The following is a 20,208-nucleotide window of genomic DNA, read 5'->3' as shown; positions in this document are numbered from 1 at the left end:
CCACCCCGTTCGTCTTCCCTGTTCGGTTTTGTTTGTCAAGGCGGGAAAGCGTGCCTTGACAACCACCCCCGAACCGCAGAGAAGGCTTCGTATCGGGGTGCGGGGGCAGGTGTGGCTGCGCTGGTTGGTGGTGTGGAGGGGTGGGTTTGCGGGTATTGCTTGATGGAGGGAGAGGAAGCGGCGTGGATGCTGTCGCGCCTGGGCCGAAGACGCTAGGGGACGGGGAACATGAAGATCAACAAGCTGGTGTATCGGCCGCTTGGCCTGCTGTTCGGCGTGCTGGGCGGGCTGGCCGCCAACGCGGTGTTCGAGCAGGTGTGGAAGATGATCGCGGGTACCAAGAAGGCTCCTGAGCCTACGCAGAAGGAGCGCGGCTGGGGTGAGGTGCTTTTGGCCGCGTCTGTGCAGGGGGCGATCTTTGGGGTGGTTAAGGCTGCTGTCGATCGTGGCGGGGCGACGGGGTACAACAAACTTACTGGCCAGTGGCCTGGTGACACTAAGAAACACGACAGCGCCTGAGTGCGGTGTGTGAGTGCTGCTTCTGCCGCCGGATGTCCGTGAGGGGAACCTTGACGGAATCTGATTCCCTCAGGGTTCCCCTCACGGTTCGGGTTACGACTCGCCGGTGGGGTTCGCGGGCTGGGGCAGCGGGCCCGGGGACCAGAGTCCGGAGTGGGTCACTGATTTTTGGTGCAGTGCTGCCGAAGCGGGGAGGGCGTTGGGGGCTTCGGGTTTCACCTCGTACAGGGTTCCCCAGTCTCGGTCGACGTCGCCTTCCAGGTACGTCGGCAAGGTTTGCATCTGGGTGTTCGCGTCCATCCACACGAACGGTCCGCCGCCTGCCGGGGAGGACCAGTAGCGGCCGACTGTGCGCAGGTCGTCGCCTGCGGTGACGCGGTACTTCGGTACCTCGGCGATTCCATTGTGGATCGAGGACGGGCGCAGGCACGGGTGTTGTGCGGCGGCGGCCCATTCCAAGAACACTGGGTCTTGGCCGATCACGTCGGTCATCTTCGCGATCTTCGGGGCGCGCGGGGCGCTGAACGCGAACCAGCCGTCGTTGCCCAGGCCGCGGCCCTTCGCGACGATTCGCACCTGGTCGGCGCCGTCGGGGACGGTGACCCGGGCGTCGCGCCATTCGGTGTTTTTCTTCTTGGCGTTGAGTTGTTCGCGGCTGAGGACCTCGAAACCGGCGGGGGTGTTCTTGCCGAATTCGGCGGTCAGCGAGTTCGGGTCGTCGGCCTTGCCCGCGAGGGAAACCACGATCGGCACCGAGCCGTCGCGGGCTCGTTCCGGGATTGAGTACCACGGGGTGCGCAGGTCGCCCGCGCCGTCGCCGGACTGGTGGTAGCTGCCCCAGATCGGGGCGCCGTCCTTGCCGAACTCGTAGGGCGGCTTCCACTTGTCGTCGGTGGGCAGTCCGCCGTTGGTGACGAAGCCCTTTTGGGTGCTGGTCAGCCAGTCCTTCGGGCTGACCCCGTGGTCGGCGTCAGTCGGGACCTGCCAGCCGGGTGCGGCGTTTTCCGGCTGCTGCGGCGCGGCTTCGAGGAGTCCGGCCTTCGGGTCGCGCTCGACCTTGATGTAGTCGGACAGCCCGCAGCTTTGCCCGGCCAGCTGGCGGATGTTGTCCGCCCCCATGTTGTAGGTGTCCCAGCGTTTCTGGATGCCCTTGGCGATACTGCCGATCTCGAAAAGCACGAGGATCGCGCACACCGTCGACAGCGGCGCGAGGCCGAGCCGCAACGCGCGGCCGCGGTTTTCCAGGTCGGAGCGGGGCACCGGGGCGGGCGGCACGAACGGTTCGTGCTCGTTGTGCTTCATGTGCTCGATCGCCGCGATCGCCAGCGCGACCGCGGCCGCCACGAGCGCCATCGTGCTCAGTTTGATGCCGAAGACCTGCGGCGGCAGGTCGAACCACGGCACGCCCCACGCCGAGACGTACCACCAGGCATTCGGTCCGGTGGAGGCCAGCGCCACGATCACCATCAGCCCGGCGAAGAAAGCCGCGCGGTTGCGGCGGGACAGCAGCACGGTCGTACTCGTCGACAGCGCGGTGAGCGCGGCGAGCGGGCCGCCGACCGCGACCAGCATGCCGAAGTGGTGCGTGTGCTTGGTCGGGGCGAGCGCCAAGACCACAAAGGACAGTGCGCTGATGCCGAGCAGACGGCGGCTCGGGCCGAGCGCGGCGCCGCGGATGTTCCCGCGCCGCAGCAGCACGACCGCGCAGGTCGCCAGGCAGAGGAAGATCAACAGTACCGGGAACCGGCGCGTCATGGAGCCGTCCGGGCCGTTGCTGAACAGCATCGAGTAGCGGTCCAGCTCGTCGTACCAGGAACCGGTCGGGCCGAGCGACGACCGCAGCCGCACCGATTCCAGTGCGCCGCGCAAGGTCTGGTCGCAGAAGATCAGCGCGAGAATCACCAGCCCGGCGGCGGCGATCGGCGCGAGCACCGGCACCCAGCCGAACTGGCGGGCGTGCCGGAGCACGATCTTCGCCAGCGGTTTCAGCCCGACCACGAACGGCAGCACGGCCATCAGCCCGTGCGGGTTGACCGCGACACACAGCGCCGCGACGGTCAGCCCGATCGCCGCCGGGCCGAGCCGCCGGGTCGCCACCGCGCGTTCGACGGTGCAGATCGAGATCAGCGACAGCAGCGCGACCAGGTTTTCCGGGCGCAGGCCGTTGTCATAGGGAAGCCAGAAGGCGAGGAAGACCGCGCCCGCCGCCCAGCCGGCCGCGCTGCTGGTCCGCACCTGCTTGCCGAGCCGCGGCAGCACGCCCCGGCTGATCAGCATCCAGCACGCGATGCCCATCAGCAGCGACGGCAGCCGCATCCACGGCGTGAGCGTGCTGACCTTAGCCATCGCCGCGTAGACGTCGACGAACCACGCCATCGGCGCGTCCGGGGCGGCGAACCACCGGTAGTACTCGCCGATGTACCCGGCGTCGCCGCGGACGCGGGCCATGGTCGTGAAGTAGCCGTCGTCGGCGGTCATCGCGCCGATCAGCCACCAGACGACCAGCGTGCCGAGCACGGCTATGTCCAGGAATTTCAGCTTCCACCAGCCGCGCGCGGCCAGCCGGGGCGCGCGCCGGCCGGAGAGCCGGTCCAGGCGGTACAGCGCGAGCACCGCGCCGATGAAGCAGAGCACCGACAGCACGATCGCGGCCAGTTTGATCCCGGTCGCGGTGCTGGCCCAGCGGTTGTCGACCTGCGCGGAAACCGACAGGCCGTGCGTGTCGTCCTGGTTGGTGAGGTCGGAGAAGAACCCGGTGAGCTGCGGCCGGTGGTCGTCGCTGACGTCCGCCAGCCGGTTGCCGCCGACGGACGCCGTGGTGCGCTTCGGGTCGCTGTGCACGGTGATCGTGCAGTCGCCCTCGCCGATCGGGGCCGACCCGAGCTGCTGGCCTTGCGAGGAAAGCGTGAGCTGGCCGTTGCCGACCTGCAGCGCCATCCCATTGACGACGCCGATGCCGGAGCTCGGGTTGGTGCTGAACAGCACCGCGTTGCCGTCGGTGCGCTCGTCCAGCGCCCGCGCGGTCGCGCACGGGACCTTCGCGTCGAGCGAGATCGGCGCCTGCGCGGTCAGCGGAGCGGACACCGCTCTGGTGCCTTGGGCAGTCGGCCAGTCGAGCGTGGTTTGCTCAAGCGTGACGGGCAGGAACGGAACCGCGATCGCGAGTATCGCGCCGGCGATTCCGAAAACCGCGGCGAGCAACCGAGCCCGACGTCCGGCCTGGCTCTTGCCGATAGCTGTCGGCGACGCCTTTTCGGCGGCAACGGATTCGAGGTCGACCACGCCCCGCAGGCTATCCAAGCGGATCCCGGCCCCCCGCTGGGGACTCTCCCCGCGCCGACCCCACCTGGTCGAACCGGGATTCCTCCGCCGAATAACCACGGTGGGTGAAGAAAACCCGACCGAGCTTACGGCGAACGGGTGACTCCGCGCAGCTCGCCGCGGGTCCCGACGAGGGCCGTTTCACGATCTGGAAACGACCCGGACTCGATTGCCGAAAGCGGACTCGGCGAGTCGATGAACTCAGCCGGGCGAGAAAGTGAACGGCGGCCCGGAAACTGTCCATCCGTTGTCGATGACCGGATTGCCCAGCACCTCGGCGCCCACGTGCTGGCTCCGGGTAACCGGAACACCGAGAGTAGAAGCGGTGCTCGCCCGCGCCGCCGCGAGGTCCGCGGCCGACAGTTCGCCGTGGAATCGCTCGGTGCGCTCCGCGGTCGACTGGCTCGTCGCGGCCAGCGTGTGGACCGGGCCGAGGTCGCCGGACACGCTGTGCCGCTCGGTGGACTCCAGCCGCGTCACGTCGAGGTTGCCGGTGAACTGGCCGAGCACGCTTTCATCCGAGTTCGCGATCACCGAGCCTGCCGGGCCGAGGTCGACGGCGTCGGCGGAGGTGCGTTCGGCGCGGGTGCCGCTCATCAGGTCGCCGGAGAACCGGCCCGCCAGCCCGGTCTCGGTGCCGGTTTTGCTGCTGGAGAGCACGTCGACACCGTGCGGCAGCCGGACGCCGTGCCGCATGGACTGGTCCAGACCGGCCACGTGCGCGCCGTCGAACGGCTGCGTGTGGTGGACGCCGAGGTCGTTGCCGGTGACCATGCGGACCGTGTCGCCGACGCGCAGGTCATGGGTCTGGGACTGGCTGGCGGCGTCCGGTTCGAGCGCCTGGTGCAGGTTCGACGCGGTGGACGCGGGCAGATCGCGCGTCGCGACCGTTTCGTCTCTGGAGAACTGGAGGTCGGAGGAGGAACCGTGCTGGTGCAGGTCGAGCGGCAGTTCCCCGCGCGGGGTGTCCGCCAGCGCCGCGGCCGGGCCGGCGAGCAACAGAGCGAGGGGCGCCGCACCGGCGGCCATCCGGGGCAAATATCCGGGCGTCCGCTTGGTGTGCTTGCCCATGCGCCGGACCATACTGCGCCACCAGCGCGAACGCAGCGGAAAAACGGGTAGCTTCACCCACATGACCACCACTGCCATGATCACCGGAGCCACCGCGGGCATCGGCGCGGAATTCGCGCGCCGGCTCGCCGCCGAGAAGCACGACCTGGTCCTGGTCGCCCGGGACGAGGAACGGCTGACCGCGCTGGCCGGGCAGCTGCGCGCGCAGCACGGCGTCGAGGTGACCGTGCTGTCCGCCGATCTGTCCGAAGTGGACGGCCGCCGCCGGGTCGCTGAGCTGCTCGAAACCCAGCCGGTCGACCTGCTGGTCAACAACGCCGGCTTCGGGCTGAGCGGCGAGTTCTGGGAGATCCCGGCCGAGGACCTGCAACGGCAACTGGACGTGAACGTGACTGCCGTGCTGCAGCTGACCCGGGCGGCGCTGCCGGGCATGGTCGAACGCGGACGCGGCGACGTGATCAACGTCAGCAGCGTCGCTGGCTTCTTCAGCGGACGCGGCTCGACGTACACCGCCAGCAAAAACTGGGTCACGTCGTTCACCGAGGGCATCGCGATGTCGCTGCCGAAGAGCGTGCGGATGATGGCGCTGTGCCCCGGCTTCACCCGCACCGAGTTCCACGAGCGTGCCGGCCTGCAGCGGGAGGGGCCGAAGGCGTTCTGGCTCGACGTGGCCCAGGTCGTCGACGAAGCCCTCGCCGACCTGCGCCGCGGCAAGGTGATCTCGGTGCCGAGCTTGCAGTACAAAGCCCTGGTCGGGATCGGCGGGCTGCTGCCGCGGCCGGTGCTGCGCAAGCTCGCCGGCGGCTTCGGCAACCGCCGCCGCACCTGAGGGTAGGGACAGCCCTACCCCGTCGCGGCGGGCGCGCACCAGGGTGTTTCCTCCCGCTTGGCCATAGCGTTTTCCCCATGGCGACTGGGGAAGCGGTGCGGCTCGAATCCGTCCGCAAGGAATACGGCCGGGTCACGGCACTGGACGGGGTGAGCCTCTCGTTCCCGCGCGGCGGGTTCACCGCGGTGATGGGCCCGTCGGGCTCGGGCAAAAGCACGTTCCTGCACTGCGCGGCCGGGCTCGACCGGCCGACCAGCGGCTCGGTGCTGCTGGACGACCAAGAACTGGGCAACCTCTCCGAGACCCAGCTGACGAAGCTGCGCCGGGACAAGGTCGGGTTCGTCTTCCAGGCGTTCAACCTGCTGCCTTCGCTGACCGTCGAGCAGAACGTCGTGCTGCCACTGCGGCTGGCCGGTCGTCGCGCGGACCGCCGCCGCGTGGCCGAGATGCTCGGGCACGTCGGGCTGAGCGACCGGCGCAAGCACCTGCCGGGACAGCTCTCCGGCGGCCAGCAGCAGCGGGTGGCGATCGCTCGCGCGCTGGTCAGCCGTCCGGCGGTGCTGTTCGCCGACGAGCCGACCGGTGCGCTGGACACCCGCACCGCGAGCGAAATCCTTGGCCTGCTGTCGGAATCGGTGCGCGGCGGGCTGACCGTCGTGATGGTGACCCACGATCCGGTCGCGGCCTCCTACGCCGACCGCGTCGTCTTCCTCGCGGACGGCCGCGTCGCCGGAGAACTGCTTCGGCCGACCGCGACGGCGGTCGCGGAACGCATGACGCACCTCGGCGCCTGGGCCGACCGGATGCCGGTGGGCGGTTTCTGATGTTCACTCTTGCCTTGCGCACCTTGCGTTTTCGTACCGGCGGGTTCATCGCCGCGTTCGTGGCCGCGTTCCTCGGTGCGGTGATCGTGTCCGCCTGCGCCGGTCTGATGGAGACCGGGATCCGGTCCGCCACGCCGCCGCACCGGCTGGCTTGGGCGACGGCTGTCGTTGCCGGACAACAGGATTTCGAACTGCGGAAGCATTCCGACAAGCCCAAGACGCAGTCGGTCGCGCTGCCGGAACGGGTCCGGCTGGACGGCGCGCTCGCGGAGAAGATCCGCGCGACGCCTGGTGTGTCCACTGTGGTCGGTGAAGTCAATTTCCCGGTGGCGCTGGGGAAACAACCGCTGACCGCACACGGCTGGGAGTCCGCCCGGCTTCCCGGTCCCGCGCCGCGTGCCGACGAAGTGGTGCTGCCCGCCGCCAGCGGAGTGCCGGCCGGGGCGGCCGTCGACCTCGCCGTGCAGGGGACGATCCACCACTACCGCGTCGCCCGGACCAGCGACCGGCCGGATGTCTTCTTCGCCGATGAGGTCGCCAGCCAGTTCTCCGGCCACCCCGGCGAGGTCGATTATTTCGGCGTGATCACCGACAATCCCGCCGCTTTGCAGCTGGGATCCGGCATGTCCGTGCTGACTGGGGATGAGCGCGGCCTAGCCGAATTCCCGGAGGCGCAAGCGAGTGGCAGCCGGTTGATCCCGCTGGCCGGTGTCGCGGGTGGACTGTCCATTTTGGTCGCTGTGTTCGTCATCGCGAGCACGCTGATGCTGTCGGTGCGCCAGCGGCAGCGGGAATTGGCTCTGCTGCGCGCGATCGGCACGACCCCGCGGCAACTGCGGCGCATGGTTCTGGGCGAAGCGCTGGTCATCGGCGTGCTCGCCACCGGAGTCGCGGCCGTACTTGGCCCGATGTTCGGCCAATGGCTGTTCGGTCAGTTCACCTCGGGCGGGTTCATTTCCCCCGAGGTGCAGTTCCACCAGGGCTTCGTGCCGATGATCATCGCGGCGGGCGCGACGCTGCTCGCCGTCGGGATTTCCGCGCTGGTGGCCGGATTCCGCGTCGGCCGCATCCGGCCGACCGAGGCGCTCGCCGAGGCCTCCGTGCCGCGCGGCTGGCTCACTCCGGTGCGGCTGGTCGTGGCGATCCTGTGCTTCGGCGGCGGTACCGCGCTGGGCATCGTCACGCTCGCGGTGATGACGGGTCCCATCGCGGCGAGCACGGCGGGTCCGGCGGTGATGCTGTGGGCGATCGGCGTCGCGATGATCAGCCCGGGCGTCACGAAGCTGACCGCGATCCTGTTGCAGGGTCCGATGCGCCTGTTCAGCGGCGTCACCGGCTGGCTGGCGATCACCAACACCCGCAACGCGGCCACCCGGGTAGCCGGCGCGGTCACCCCGATCATGCTCGCCGTCGGCATCGCGACCGCCAACATCTACCTGCAGACCACGACTACCGCCGCTTCCGCGCAGGCCTTCGCCGAAGACCTCCGCGCCGACGCGGTCGTCGCTGGTCCGACCGGGGTTTCTCCCGAAGCGCTCGAGCGCGTCCGGCACGCGGACGGCGTCGCGGCGGTCTCGACGTACGTCACCAGCCGCGCGTTCATCACCGCGCCGTTCGACGAGAACCAGACCAAGAAGGGCTACCCAGCACTCGGCCTCACCGACGCGACGACGAACGCCGCCACGGTCGTGAAGGGCAACCTCGCCGATCTCAAAGGCGACACGATCGCGTTGCCCGACGCCGCCGAAGTCTCCCGATCCGTCGGTGATTCCGTCACACTCCGTCTCGGCGACGGGACTGACCGGACCCTTCGCATCGTCGCGATCGTGCATCAACGCGACGGTGCCGAACAGCTCCTCCTGCCCGCCGACCTGCTCGCCGGACACACCACCTCCGGTCTCGTGCGGCAGGTGCTCGTCCGCGCCGCCCCGGGCGTCGATCAGGCTCGGCTGACCCGGAGCCTGACCGCCGCGACCGCCGGTTTCCCGGTGTCGGTCGGCGACCGGAGCACGCTGGCCGCCGCGAACGCCAAGAGCGACGAGACCGGCGCGTGGGTCAACTACCTGCTGGTCGGCATGATCGTCGGCTACACGGTGATCTCCGTGGTGAACACCCTGGTCATGGCCACCTCACAGCGGCGGCGAGAGTTCGGCCTGCAACGGCTGGGCGGCTTCACCCGCGGTCAGGTGCTGCGGATGGCCGCGAGCGAAGGCGGCCTGATCGCGGTGATCGGCATCTTGCTGGGCACCGTGGTGTCGGCGGGCGCGATCGTGCCGTTCTGCCTCGTCGCGACCGGCCGGGTGCTGCCGGACGGCCCGGTGTCGATCTACCTGGTGATCATCGCGACCGCGATCGTGCTGGCGTTGCTCGCCGCGGTCCTGCCCGCTTGGGTGGCCACGCGGACGCGTCCGGTGACGGCCGTCGCGACCGGGGAGTGACGCGCGGAAGTCGTCGGTGCCGTGTGTAAGACTCTCGGCCGTGGCGTACCCCGGGTTGGATCAAACTGCGAAACTCGAACTGGCCAGGCTGGTCAGCGAACTGGCCGTCGTGCACGGCAAGGTCACCTTGGCCTCGGGCAAGGAAGCCGACTACTACGTCGACCTCCGGCGGGCGACGCTGCAGCACGCGGCCGCACCGCTCATCGGCAAGCTGCTGCGACAGCTCACCGCTGACTGGGACTACGTCGCGGCGGGCGGGCTCACCCTCGGCGCGGACCCGGTGGCGCTGGCGATGCTGCACTCCGCCGCGGCCGAGGGCGTGGTGCTCGACGCGTTCGTCGTCCGCAAGGCGATCAAGGAACACGGGATGCAGCGCCGGATCGAGGGCGTGGAGGTGCGCGGGCAGCGGGTGCTGGCCGTCGAGGACACCTCCACCACCGGCGGCAGCGTGCTCACCGCGGTCGAGGCGCTGCGCGAAGGCGGGGCCACCGTGGTCGGCGTCGCGACGGTCGTCGACCGGGACACCGGCGCGCGGGAAGCGATCGAGAAGGCCGGGCTCGAGTACCGGTACCTGCTGAACAAGGACGACCTCGGCCTCGACTGAGTGTTCGGCCGAGCGCGAGTGAGCACAGTCACCCACAATGCGTGCGTGACGAATGCCCGCCTCCCGGTGTCCCCCTGACGGAAGGGGGTGCCGTGACCACGACCAGTGTCCCGCTCGACGACGCCACCCTCGTCGGCCGTGCGCGAGACGGCGACGTGCGCGCGTACGAACAGCTCGTGCAGCGTTATCAGGGCCCGATGTTCCGGCTTGCCCTGAAAATGCTGCATCACCGCGGCGACGCCGAGGACGTAGTGCAGGAAGCGTTCCTCGGCGCGTGGCGGAAGCTGGCGCAGCTGAACGACGACCACGCGTTCGTCGGCTGGCTGTACCGCGGAACGACCAACCGCTGCCTCAACGTGATCCGGGCGCGCCGCCCGCAGGCCGACGTCGACCTCGACCTGGCCGAATCTCCGCGGCGTGACACTCAGCCCGAGCACGCGGCGCAGGTCAGCGGCCAGCTCGCGGCGCTCGACGAGGCGCTTCAGACGCTCACCCCGCAGCAGCGGGCGTGCTGGCTGTTGCGTGAGGTGCACGGCCGGTCGTACGACGAGATCAGCGAGATCGTCGGCGCGAACCCCACCGCGGTCCGGGGGCGTATCGCCCGGGCCCGTGCGCAGCTGGCGGAGGTGATGAAGCCGTGGAGGTGAACCAGGACTACGAATTGCCGTGCGGCCGGGAACTGGAAACGGTCTGGGAGCATCTGGACGAGACCGACGAGCACCAGGCGGACTGTGTCCACTGCCGCACCGCGCGGGAAAGCCTGCTGGCCCTGCGCTCGGCGACGCAGGAACTGATCGACGAGCCCGACCCGACCCCGCCGGACCTGTTCGGCCGGATCATGTCGGCCGTCCGTGCCGAAGTGCGCCGAGGCCAGATGCTGGACCTCGCCGCTGGCGAACCGGGCTCCGTCGAAGTGAGCGAGCAGGCCGTCGCGGTCGTGCTCCGCTACGCCGCCGACTCCGCGGGCAACGTCCGCGCCCGCCGCGTACGGGTGCGAAAGGTCGGCGTCGACTCCTCGGGTGCGGCTCAGGTCGAGGTCGAACTCACCCTCGCGACGCGCCTGGGGAACGCCAGCGGCGCTGAGACGTTGGCCCGCGTACGGGAGCTGGTGTCCGCCGCCGCGACCTCGCGGGTGGGCATTTCGTTGGTCAGTCTGAATCTGCTGGTGGAAGACGTGTACGAGGACGGGGAATGACCGCCGAATACGTGATCGCCGGCCCGGTGATCGCGAGCGTTGCCGCCCGCGCGGCCGCCGGGACCCCCGGAGTCGTGCGCCTGGAACCCGGCCTGCTCGGGTTGGCCACTGCCTGGACCCGCGCCGCGCGGCAACGCTGGAAGGGCCTGGAACCGGCCCCCGCGGACGGCGTCCGGGTCCGCACCCACGAGGACCGCCTGACCGTCGAGGTCGACGTGGTCATCTCAGGCGCGGACCAAGCCGCCGCCGTAGGGCGCGCCGTGCAGCGGGCGGTGTTCCGGGAAGTCCTCGCGCAGACCGGTCGTTCGGTGGACGCCGTTCGTGTGTCCATTTTGGACATCGAAGTGGGGCGGCAGTGACCGATCCGCGTTCGCTGACCGGACAGCTGGCCGACGCCCTGTCCGCCATCGACGGCCTCCGCCCCGCGACGAGCGTCGCCGCGGAGATCAGCTGGCTCCCCATCGATCCGGCCGGCGGAGCGGTCGACCTGACCCCGGAGTCGGTGGAGGTTCGCGTGGTGGCGTTGCGGTTGCCGCTGCCGCCGTTGCTGTCGGCCGCCGAGGCAAAGGTGCGCGAGGTGCTCGAGGGAACGGAGTGGGCGGGTGCGCGCATCCGCTTGGTGGTCACGGACATCGACGGGGCAGCGTTCGCTGGCTGAACGTCTCCCGGGAGGTCGTCTGCTGGCAGAAGGCCCGAACGGCGAGCCCCTGCTGCCCGAGGACCCCACCCTCTAGCCAGGCACCGGCTAAACCGCGGTTCGTTCTCGGGTACGCCAACCGCTTTCCCGCCCGCTTTCTCCGACGATTCGCGCTCCGTCCGCGTGCACGGATTTACGCCGCGTTGAGTCGCTCGTGGCGGTGTTCCGGACCGTCTCCTACCCGGAGTGATCCCTCCGTTACCTGCTGGGTGAACTCGTTGCTCCGGTGGGTCGAACATCACACCAGGTCCCCCTATTTCCCGCTCCCGATGCGGGTAATCGGAGTAACGTCGCTGGTGGGTGCACTGGGAAGGGGGCGAAGGTGGACACGACGGTCGCGCATGTTCTCGCCGATGTCACCGTGGCGGTGCACATCCTCGCCCTGCTCTTCATCGGCTTCGGCGGTTTCCTCGCCTGGCGGTGGCCGAAAGTCATTTTCGCGCACATTTTCTTCGCCGTGTGGGGCGTGCTGGTCAATGTCACGCCGATTCCGTGCCCGCTCACCGCGCTGGAGGATTTCTTCCGGCACCAGCAGGGCCTCGGCGACCTGCCCGGCGGGTTCAACGCGTACTACCTCTACGGCACGGTGCTCCCGCGCTCGCTGCTGCCGGTAGTGGTCGTGGTGGCGCTGGCGGTGCTGGTGATCTCGTACCTCGGGGCGTACCTGAGGTGGCGCCACCGCCACGACGACACTCCGGCGCACGGCGTCAGCCTCGGCTGAGCGAGAATCGTCCTTCGTGACGACGGAACAACCCGAAGCTGGCCCCACCGAGTGGGTGAACCGCGAGGAGGTCGGCGTCGGCCCCTGGCCAGGTGCTTGGCCAGACGACCCGCGCTACGACCCTGAGCTTTTGGCCAACGGCGACCGCCGCAACGTGGTCGACGCTTACCGCTACTGGCGCCGCGAAGCCATCGTGTCCGATGTGGACACCCGGCGGCACCCGTTCCACGTCGCGATCGAGAACTTCCAGCACGACCACAACATCGGCACGGTAGTCCGCACAGCGAACGCCTTCGCCGCCGCAGAGGTACACATCGTCGGCCGCCGCCGCTGGAACCGCCGAGGCGCGATGGTGACGGATCGTTACCAGCACCTCCGCCACCACGAGGACGTCGCGAGCCTGCTGAAATTCGCCACGACCGAGGGTTTGACCGTGGTGGCGGTGGACAACACTCCCGGTGCCGAGCCAGTGGAAACCGCCGAACTGCCGCGGAAGTGCCTGCTGCTGTTCGGTCAGGAAGGCCCAGGCTTGTCGGAAGCCGCACAGACCGACTCGGCGAAAGTGGTGTCCATCGCGCAGTTCGGTACGACAAGGTCGATCAACGCAGGCGTCGCGGCTGGGATCGTGATGCATGCTTGGGTCCGGCAGCACGCGGACCTGTCGAAAGCCTGGTGACCCGGTCTCGTGAGCGGCTACGCCGGTGCGAACCGGAATTGACACTCACGAGAACCCCAGCCTGATGCGGCCGGTCCGACTGGCCACGACCAGTCGCCCGGAACGCGGCTTGGAGAGGCAAGTTTTTCGCAGCGCAGGCAGAATCAACCCATGACCGCCGACCCAGCCGAACCTGTCAATCCTGCTGCTCACGGCGATGCGTCCCGCCCTGCGGAGGCACGCGCCGCTACCCCTGCCGACCGCGCGACGAACGCGGCCGAAGGCTCGGCGGACTCCGTCGGGCGTGCGGCGACTGCTGGTGGCGCGGCGGACCCGGCGAAGGATTCTGGGGAGCGTGTGTCGGCTGAGAGCGCAGCGGATTCCGCGGGGCGTGCGGCGGCTACTGGTGGCGCGACCGACGCGGCCAAGGGTTGCGCCGAGCGCGCGATGGCTGAGGGCACAGCGGATTCTGCGGGGCGTGGAGCGGCCGCTGGTGGCGCGACGGACGGAGCGAAGGGTTCCGCAGTGCGTCCGTCGGTTGAGGGTTCGGCGGATTCCGCGGGGTGTGCGGCGGTTGCTGGTGGCGCGGCGGACGGAGCGAAGGGTTCCGCGGTGCGTCCGTCGGTTGAGGGTTCGGCGGATTCCGCCGAACGCGCGGCGGCTACTGGTGGCGCGGCGGATGCGGCGGACGGTTCCGGGGAGCGTGCGGCGGCCGAAGGGTCAGCAAGTTCCGCCGAGCGCGCGGCGACAGTCAAGGGCACGACGACTCCAGTCGGGCGCGCGAAAGCCCCAGCCAAGGACACCACCAACCCTGCCGAACGCGCCACGGCAGCCGAACGCGCCGGAGCGGCCGAGCGTGCGGTATGCGCCAGGCATCTCCGCCGCCTATGGGCACTCCCCGGCACCGCCCTAGGACGCAGTGGATGGCCGCCCACCATGAGTCAGCGGTTCCACTGGCACTGGAACTACTGGTGGCAGGCACACTTCCTCGACACCCTCGTCGACGCGCAACTCCGCCAACCCACCCCGCAGCGCACACGCCTGATCAACCGCTTCATCACCACGATCCATCGGCGCAACTTCGGCTCTTGGATCAACGACTACTACGACGACATAGCCTGGCTAGGCCTAGCGCTGCAGCGAGTACGGCAACTTCAACTGTCCACAGTGGATGAAGCAATCAAGGCTATCGACACACGACTGCACGAAGGCTGGACAGAAGACCTGGGCGGAGGAATTTGGTGGCGGCGCGGCGACTCCTTCAAGAATACCCCCGCGAACGGTCCGGCCGCTATCTTTCACGCCCGTGTGGGTGATCAAGAACGCGCGAGCGCCATGACGCAATGGCTCACCAACACGTTGGTAGACCCCGAAACTGGCCTCGTCTGGGACGGGATTCGTGCGGACACCGGTGAAGTGATCAAGCATATTTTCTCGTACTGCCAAGGTGTTTACCTCGGCGCGTGCCTCGAACAGTCACGCTGGGACGACGCCGCCCGCACTATTCGGGCGGTTGAGAAACACGGTGCGCCCCAAGGCATCCTGCCTGGTTCGGAGGGTGGCGACGGCGGACTGTTCTCGGCGATCGCCGCCCGTTACCTGGCGCTTGCGGCGAAGAGCCTGCCTCGGCCGGAAGCGGAGACGGCCAAAAAGCTGGTGCAAAAGTCGGCCGAAGCGTGCTGGAATGGTGCGGCGCAAGACAAAACCGGACCGTTGTTCAGTGCGGAGTGGGCAAGGCCAGCCTCGAACCCGCCCGGCAAGGCGGAGCGGGACTTGTCTGTCCAAATTGGAGGATGGATGCTCCTGGAGGCGGCCGCCACCCTCTGAGACTTGACAGCCGCGAGTAGAGCGGGCCGAGGTGGAAAGAGTCGGGCCGACCTGAAGCTCGGCAGCCGCAGGAAACGCGGCGCGAGGCGGCCCGATTCCGGCCGACCTGAAACCCAGCAGCCGCAGGAAACGCGGTGCAGAGAGCGCGGCGTGAAGCGAGCAGAGTCCAGTCGACCTGAACTCAGCCGCCGCACGAGGCGCAGTGCAGGAAGCGCGATGGGAGGTGGGCCGATTCCGGTCAACCTGAGACTCGGCACCCGCAGGAAGCGCGGCGCGAGGCGGACCGACTCCAGCCGCCTGAAACTCGGCACCTGCACGAAGCGCGGTGCAGAAAACGCGGCGCGAGGCAAGCAGACTCCAGCCAACGTGAAACTTGGCACCCGCACGAAGCGCAGCGCATGAACCGCGGCGCGAGGCGGACCGACTCCAGCCGCCTGAAACTCGACAACCGCACGAAGCGCAGCGCAGGAAGCACGACGTGAGGCAAGCAGACTCCAGCCGCCCCGAACCTCAGCAACCGCAAGAAGCACGGTGCAGAAAACGCGGCGCGAGACGCACAGACTCCGGCCGACGTTCCGGCTCCCGGCAACGAGCCAACAACAACTGCACTGCCCGCCGCCCGATTTCCGAGATGGGTTGCGCCATCGTCGTCACCCCGGGCGAAACCGTGCGCGCCCAGTCCATGTCGCCGTAACCGACGACCGCCAATTCCGATCCGATCCGGATCCCGCGACGATGCGCTTCCCACTGCACGCCGATCAGCATCGCCTCGCCCGCGACCACCAAGGCGGTCGGCGACGGCCAGCCGTCCAGGAGTTTGGCCGCGGCACGGGCGGCACCGCCGGCGGTGGAGTGGCCGGACGCCACCAGTTCCGGGTGGTACCGCAGCCCGGCGCGGCCTAGGCCAAGGCGGTAACCGAGAGCGCGTTCTTCGCTGACGGTGGTGCCCTCGGTTCCGGTGATCAGCGCGATCCGCCGGTGCCGTCGCGCGGCCAGGTGCTCCACTAGCGCGGACATGGCCTGGAAGTTCTCCGACCCGACCTGGTCGACGTCGTTGCGTCCGGCGATCCGGTCGACCAGCACGGTGGGCACACCGGTGCGCACGAGCCCGTTCACGACCTCTTCGTCACCGGGTGCGGGCACCAGAAGGACGCCGTCGACGCGGTCCGCCCGCAGCGCACGCAGCACTTCGGCTTCCTCGCGCGCCGAATCGCTGGTGTCGGCCAGCAGCAGGTCGCAACCCGCCCGCGCGGCAGCGCCGCGGATGGCGCGCAGCAGCTGGTCGTGGTACGGGCTGGCGTGCCTCCCCAGTGCCACCCCGAACCGATGCGTGACCGGCAGGTCCCAGTGGGAAACCTCCGGTGCCAGAACGGTCATTTTCCCGGCCCTCGTCGTCGGTACCTACCCAACAGTAGCCACAGCTGGGCCACCGGCGAGAGCGTCCGCGACCATCGGGTCCAGAGAATCACTGAGGTGAGTGAACGAAGCACCTGCTTGGTTACGCCGGGCAGTCAACCGCGAAGCCTACGCGCACCCGCACGAAGCCCGGTGCCGCAGCGTAGGCGGTAACCGCACAGTCTCGGCGGGCCGTCCGGGATCCGCCAGTCGAGCCAGCAGCAGTTGCACCGCCCGTCGGCCGATCTCGTCGATCGGCTGGGCCATGGTCGTCAGCGGCGGGTCCACGAGATCGGCCCATTCGACGTCGTCGTACACCACCACCGGCAGGTCCTGGCCGATCCGCACTCCGCGGCGCCGCGCCTCGTGCAGGACGCCGACCATCATGCTGTCGTTGGCCACCACCAGCGCGGTCGGTGGCTCCGGCAGGGCCAGCAGGGTGCTCAGCGCCAAGGCTCCACCGTCGCGAGAGGACTGTCCGCACGCGACCAAGTCCGGCGACCAGCTCAGCCCCGACCGGCCGAGGCCGAGCCGATAACCCAGCACGCGTTCGTCGCTCGTCGTCAGCCCGGGCGCGCCGGAGATCATCCCGATCCGGCGGTGGCCCAGCGACGCCAGATGCGCGGTCAGCGCCGAGGTCGCCTGGATGTTCTCCGCCCCGACCTGGTCGATGTCGGTCCGGGTGGTGAGCCGGTCCATCAGCACGGTCGGCACGTCCAGCGACACCAGTTCGCCGAGCACCGACCCGTCGCCGGGTGCGGGGGTGATCAGCAGGCCGTCGACCCGCCGTGAGCGCAGCGCGCGCACGACGTCCCGTTCGGTGCCCGCGGTGTCGTGCGTGTCCGCCAGCAGCACGGTGTATCCGTTTGCCGACGCCTCTCGCTCGATCGCGTGCATCAGCGCCGCGAAATACGGGTTCGCGACCAGCGAGATCGCCATCCCGATGGACCGCGTACCCCCGGTGACCAGCGAACGTGCGATCGCGTCGCCGGTGTACCCGGTGGTCTCGATCGCCCGCAGCACCGCGGCTTTCGTTTCCTCGGCCACCGCTCGCGTGCCGTTGACGACGTGCGAGACCGTCGTGATCGACACGCCCGCCATTTCGGCGATGTCGCGCTGGGTCGGGCGGGCGGAGCGGGGTCGCGGCATGTCTGTCCTTCACCAGGGGAGCGAAACCAACAGCGTTGGCAAGCGTTTGCGCAAACGCTTGCGTCATGGCACTGAGTCTGTCTACCTTCCCGTCCATCGGCAAGCTCGCACCTCGATTCGGAGGGCATCTCCATGAGACACCGGAGTCTCACCGCACTCGCTCTGGCGGCCGCTGTCGCGGTCTCCACCGCCGGGTGCACCGTCGAACGCCACTGGGGCGGCAGCTCCAAAACCGGCGGCAGCGGCAAGGCCAAGGTCGGCCTCGTCACGAAGACCGACACCAACCCGTACTTCGTCGAACTGCGCAACGCCGCGGCCGCCGCGGCCAAGGCCAACGGTGCTGATTTCAGCGCGCTCGCCGGGCAGTTCGACGGCGACAACGACGGTCAGGTGCGCGCCATCGAGAACCTGATGCAGCAGGGCGTCAACACCATCCTGATCACGCCGAGTTCGTCCACCGGCGTGCTCAAGGCGATCAAGGACGCCCGTGACGCAGGCATTCTGGTGATCGCCCTCGACACCGCCACCGAACCGCCGGACGCGGTCGACGCCACCTTCGCCACCGACAACTTCGCGGCAGGCGAGCAGCAGGGCGCGTACGTCAAGGCAGCGCTCAAAGGCGCGGACCCCAAGCTCCTGATGGTCGACGGCACCGCAGGCAGTTCGGTGGACACCCAGCGGCACGGCGGTTTCCTCAAGGGCATTGGGCTCAAGGACGGCGCGCCGGAGATCAAGGGCCACACCAACGCCAACGGCGACCAGAGCCTCGCCCAGCAGGGCATGGAGAACCTCCTGCAGCGCACCACCGACCTCAACGCGGTGTACACGATGAACGAGCCGATGGGTCGTGGCGCGTATGCGGCGCTGAAAGCGCGCGGGCTGAACAACCAGCTCACCGTCGGCTCGATCGACGGCGGCTGCGAGGGCGTGCAGAACGTCAAGAACGGCCAGTTCGCCGTCACCGTGATGCAGTTCCCGCGGAAGATGGCCGAACAGGGTGTGCTCGCGGCGGTCGAGTACGCGAAGACCGGCAAGAAGCCGAGCGGGTTCGTGAACACCGGTTCGACCGCGATCACCGACCACCCGATGCCGGGCGTTCCGAGCAAGGACACCGCGTGGGGCCTGCAGAACTGCTGGGGAGGCGGGAAATGACGAGCGCGACGGTCAACAACCGCGAGCGCGAGACGCTCGGCGAGTTCTTCCTGCGCGCCCCGGCGGTCGGTCCGGCGCTGGCGCTGGTCGTGGCGGTCCTGGTGTTTTCCTTCGCCACGGACACCTTTTTCGACCTGGACAATCTGTCCACAGTGGTCCAGCAGTCGCTGGTGGTCGGCACGCTCGCGCTCGGTCAGACGCTGATCATCCTGATCGCGGGCATCGACCTTTCCAACGCTTCGTCGATGGTCGTCGCGACGCTGGTGATGGCGAAACTGGCGGCAGTCACGAACGTTTTCTTCGCCCTGCTGGCCGGAGTCGTGCTGACCGTCGTGGTCGGGCTGTTCATCGGCACGCTGGCGACGCGGATCAAGCTGCCCGCCTTCATCATCACGCTCGGCACGTTCACCGGCCTGACCGCGGTGGCGAAGCTGATCGCGGGCGGCCAGGCGGTTCCGGTGTCCGACGGGCTGCTCACCTGGCTCGGCACGAAGCGGTACCTCTTCGGCGGCATCCCGATCACCTACGGCATGACGCTCGCGCTCCTGATGTTCCTCGCCGTTTGGTACGCGCTCACGAAAACCGCGTGGGGCAAACACGTTTACGCCGTTGGCAACGCGCCGGAGTCCGCGCGGCTGTCCGGGATCAAAGTCAACCGCACCGTGCTGTCGGTCTACCTGGTCGCCGGTCTGTGCTTCGGCATCGCCGCGTGGCAGGCGCTCGGCCGCACGCCGAACGCTGACCCGAACCAGTTCCAGCTCGGCAACCTCGACTCGATCACCGCGGTGGTGCTGGGCGGCACGAGCCTGTTCGGCGGACGCGGTTCGGTGCTGGGCACGCTGTTCGGCGCGCTGGTCGTCGCGGTGCTGCGATCGGGACTGACGCAGATGGGCGTGGACGGCAACTACCAGGACCTGGCGACTGGCGCGTTGCTGATCGCCGCCGTGGTCGTGGACCGGATCGCACGGAGGCAGCAGCAGTCATGACCACTACGGAGCAGCAGCCCACCCTTTCCGCGCGCGGCCTGGTCAAGCGGTACGGCCGGGTCACCGCCATCGACGGTGCCGATTTCGACCTCTACCCCGGCGAGGTGCTCGCCGTGGTCGGCGACAACGGGGCCGGGAAATCCAGTCTCATCAAGGCATTGTCCGGCGCGGTGGTCCCGGACGCCGGGGAGATCAAAGTGGACGGAAAGACAGTCCACCTCAAGTCCCCTTTGGACGCCCGGCACTACGGAATCGAGACGGTGTACCAAGATCTGGCGGTCGCGCCCGCCCTGGACATCGCGTCGAACATGTTCCTCGGCCGGGAAAAGCGGCTCAAGGGACCGTTCGGGATCGGATTGCGCAAGCTCGACACCGCGACCATGCGCACCGAAGCGCAGCGGATCCTGGACGACCTCGGCATCAAGGTCAAATCCATTACCCAGCTGGTGGAAACGCTCTCCGGCGGGCAGCGGCAAGGCGTCGCGGTGGCGCGCGCGGCGGCGTTCGGCACCAAAGCCGTGATCATGGACGAGCCGACGGCCGCACTGGGCGTCGCTGAATCCGCGAAGGTGCTGGAACTGATCGGCCGGATCCGCGACCGCGGACTGCCGGTGGTGCTGATCAGCCACAACATGCCGCACGTCTTCGAAATCGCCGACCGGATCCACGTGCACCGGCTCGGCAAGCGCGTCGCCGTGGTGTCGCCGAAGACGCACAGCATGAACCAGGTCGTCGGCCTGCTCACCGGTGCGTTGAAGCTCGATGAGAACGGCGAAGTCGTCGAGGTCGCGTCCACCACGCACGCCGGGTTGACCTGACGTGCGA

At 68.9% G+C, this 20,208-nt stretch carries 19 protein-coding genes; 15 read left to right on the top strand and 4 right to left on the bottom strand.

The features are described from left to right. Window positions 1-228: 228 nt before the first annotated feature. Window positions 229-519 (top strand): DUF4235 domain-containing protein, encoded by a 291-nt coding sequence (locus ACZ63D_RS39115; protein ID WP_465359368.1) that lies wholly within the window; start codon window positions 229-231, stop codon window positions 517-519. A gap of 93 nt (window positions 520-612) precedes the next feature. On the opposite strand, the gene ACZ63D_RS39110 is transcribed toward ACZ63D_RS39115, so the two are convergent. Both ACZ63D_RS39110 and ACZ63D_RS39105 read right to left on the bottom strand, forming a co-directional pair. Continuing rightward, window positions 613-3,801 carry an arabinosyltransferase domain-containing protein gene (locus tag ACZ63D_RS39110; protein ID WP_465359367.1) on the bottom strand — a complete coding sequence of 1,063 codons (3,189 nt, stop codon included), beginning with the start codon at window positions 3,799-3,801 and terminating at the stop codon, window positions 613-615. A gap of 240 nt (window positions 3,802-4,041) precedes the next feature. Then, on the bottom strand, window positions 4,042-4,911 hold the full coding sequence (locus tag ACZ63D_RS39105; protein WP_465359366.1) for a hypothetical protein: 870 nt from the start codon (window positions 4,909-4,911) through the stop codon (window positions 4,042-4,044). 61 nt (window positions 4,912-4,972) lie between these two features. Here ACZ63D_RS39105 and ACZ63D_RS39100 point away from each other — a divergent pair, with 61 nt between their 5' ends. The 11 genes from ACZ63D_RS39100 to ACZ63D_RS39050 all read left to right on the top strand — a co-directional run bounded on the left by ACZ63D_RS39100 (window position 4,973) and on the right by ACZ63D_RS39050 (window position 14,701). After that, window positions 4,973-5,740, top strand: coding sequence for an SDR family NAD(P)-dependent oxidoreductase (locus tag ACZ63D_RS39100; RefSeq protein WP_465359365.1), 768 nt, complete (start codon window positions 4,973-4,975; stop codon window positions 5,738-5,740). 77 nt (window positions 5,741-5,817) lie between these two features. Further along, entirely contained in the window at window positions 5,818-6,564 is a 747-nt protein-coding gene (locus tag ACZ63D_RS39095) for an ABC transporter ATP-binding protein (protein WP_465359364.1), read from the top strand. Then, the gene (locus ACZ63D_RS39090) at window positions 6,564-9,002 is read left to right on the top strand and encodes an ABC transporter permease (protein ID WP_465359363.1); all 2,439 of its coding nucleotides are present in this window, start codon (window positions 6,564-6,566) and stop codon (window positions 9,000-9,002) included. Before ACZ63D_RS39095 ends, ACZ63D_RS39090 begins: the two co-directional genes overlap by 1 nt. Window positions 9,003-9,042: 40 nt before the next feature. Continuing rightward, entirely contained in the window at window positions 9,043-9,606 is a 564-nt protein-coding gene (gene pyrE, locus ACZ63D_RS39085) for an orotate phosphoribosyltransferase (RefSeq protein WP_465359362.1), read from the top strand. A gap of 92 nt (window positions 9,607-9,698) precedes the next feature. Next, window positions 9,699-10,253, top strand: a complete 555-nt coding sequence (locus tag ACZ63D_RS39080; protein WP_465359361.1) for an RNA polymerase sigma factor — start codon at window positions 9,699-9,701, stop codon at window positions 10,251-10,253. Further along, entirely contained in the window at window positions 10,244-10,801 is a 558-nt protein-coding gene (locus tag ACZ63D_RS39075; protein ID WP_465359360.1) for an Asp23/Gls24 family envelope stress response protein, read from the top strand. The genes ACZ63D_RS39080 and ACZ63D_RS39075 overlap by 10 nt, the downstream gene beginning before the upstream one ends. Beyond that, entirely contained in the window at window positions 10,798-11,160 is a 363-nt protein-coding gene (locus ACZ63D_RS39070) for an Asp23/Gls24 family envelope stress response protein (RefSeq protein WP_465359359.1), read from the top strand. The genes ACZ63D_RS39075 and ACZ63D_RS39070 overlap by 4 nt, the downstream gene beginning before the upstream one ends. Beyond that, window positions 11,157-11,459, top strand: a complete 303-nt coding sequence (locus tag ACZ63D_RS39065) for a hypothetical protein (protein ID WP_465359358.1) — start codon at window positions 11,157-11,159, stop codon at window positions 11,457-11,459. The genes ACZ63D_RS39070 and ACZ63D_RS39065 overlap by 4 nt, the downstream gene beginning before the upstream one ends. A 361-nt stretch (window positions 11,460-11,820) precedes the next feature. Further along, window positions 11,821-12,219 carry a DUF2784 domain-containing protein gene (locus ACZ63D_RS39060; protein ID WP_465359357.1) on the top strand — a complete coding sequence of 133 codons (399 nt, stop codon included), beginning with the start codon at window positions 11,821-11,823 and terminating at the stop codon, window positions 12,217-12,219. A 16-nt stretch (window positions 12,220-12,235) separates the two neighbouring features. Further along, complete coding sequence (locus ACZ63D_RS39055; RefSeq protein ID WP_465359356.1) at window positions 12,236-12,895, top strand: TrmH family RNA methyltransferase; 660 nt, start codon at window positions 12,236-12,238, stop codon at window positions 12,893-12,895. Window positions 12,896-13,810: 915 nt separating this feature from the next. Next, a complete protein-coding gene (locus ACZ63D_RS39050) occupies window positions 13,811-14,701 on the top strand; it encodes a glycoside hydrolase family 76 protein (protein WP_465359355.1) in 891 nt (296 codons plus the stop codon). Between the two features lie 510 nt (window positions 14,702-15,211). On the opposite strand, the gene ACZ63D_RS39045 is transcribed toward ACZ63D_RS39050, so the two are convergent. Continuing rightward, the gene (locus ACZ63D_RS39045; protein ID WP_465359354.1) at window positions 15,212-16,078 is read right to left on the bottom strand and encodes a LacI family DNA-binding transcriptional regulator; all 867 of its coding nucleotides are present in this window, start codon (window positions 16,076-16,078) and stop codon (window positions 15,212-15,214) included. A gap of 147 nt (window positions 16,079-16,225) precedes the next feature. Continuing rightward, window positions 16,226-17,245: a LacI family DNA-binding transcriptional regulator gene (locus ACZ63D_RS39040; RefSeq protein WP_465359353.1), complete on the bottom strand. Its 1,020-nt coding sequence runs from the start codon at window positions 17,243-17,245 to the stop codon at window positions 16,226-16,228. A 132-nt stretch (window positions 17,246-17,377) separates the two neighbouring features. Between ACZ63D_RS39040 and ACZ63D_RS39035 the strand changes: the two genes are divergently transcribed. From ACZ63D_RS39035 to ACZ63D_RS39025, 3 genes are read left to right on the top strand one after another with little or no spacing between them, the layout of a single operon-like run. Beyond that, window positions 17,378-18,397: a substrate-binding domain-containing protein gene (locus ACZ63D_RS39035; protein ID WP_465359352.1), complete on the top strand. Its 1,020-nt coding sequence runs from the start codon at window positions 17,378-17,380 to the stop codon at window positions 18,395-18,397. After that, entirely contained in the window at window positions 18,394-19,383 is a 990-nt protein-coding gene (locus tag ACZ63D_RS39030) for an ABC transporter permease (protein ID WP_409462000.1), read from the top strand. The genes ACZ63D_RS39035 and ACZ63D_RS39030 overlap by 4 nt, the downstream gene beginning before the upstream one ends. Then, window positions 19,380-20,201: an ATP-binding cassette domain-containing protein gene (locus tag ACZ63D_RS39025; protein ID WP_465359351.1), complete on the top strand. Its 822-nt coding sequence runs from the start codon at window positions 19,380-19,382 to the stop codon at window positions 20,199-20,201. The genes ACZ63D_RS39030 and ACZ63D_RS39025 overlap by 4 nt, the downstream gene beginning before the upstream one ends. Window positions 20,202-20,208 lie beyond the last annotated feature (7 nt).

It is taken from the genome of Amycolatopsis sp. NPDC104775, from assembly GCF_055583325.1.
Note: the sequence above shows the minus strand (reverse complement) of the source record. Positions and strands in the feature narration are given on the sequence as shown.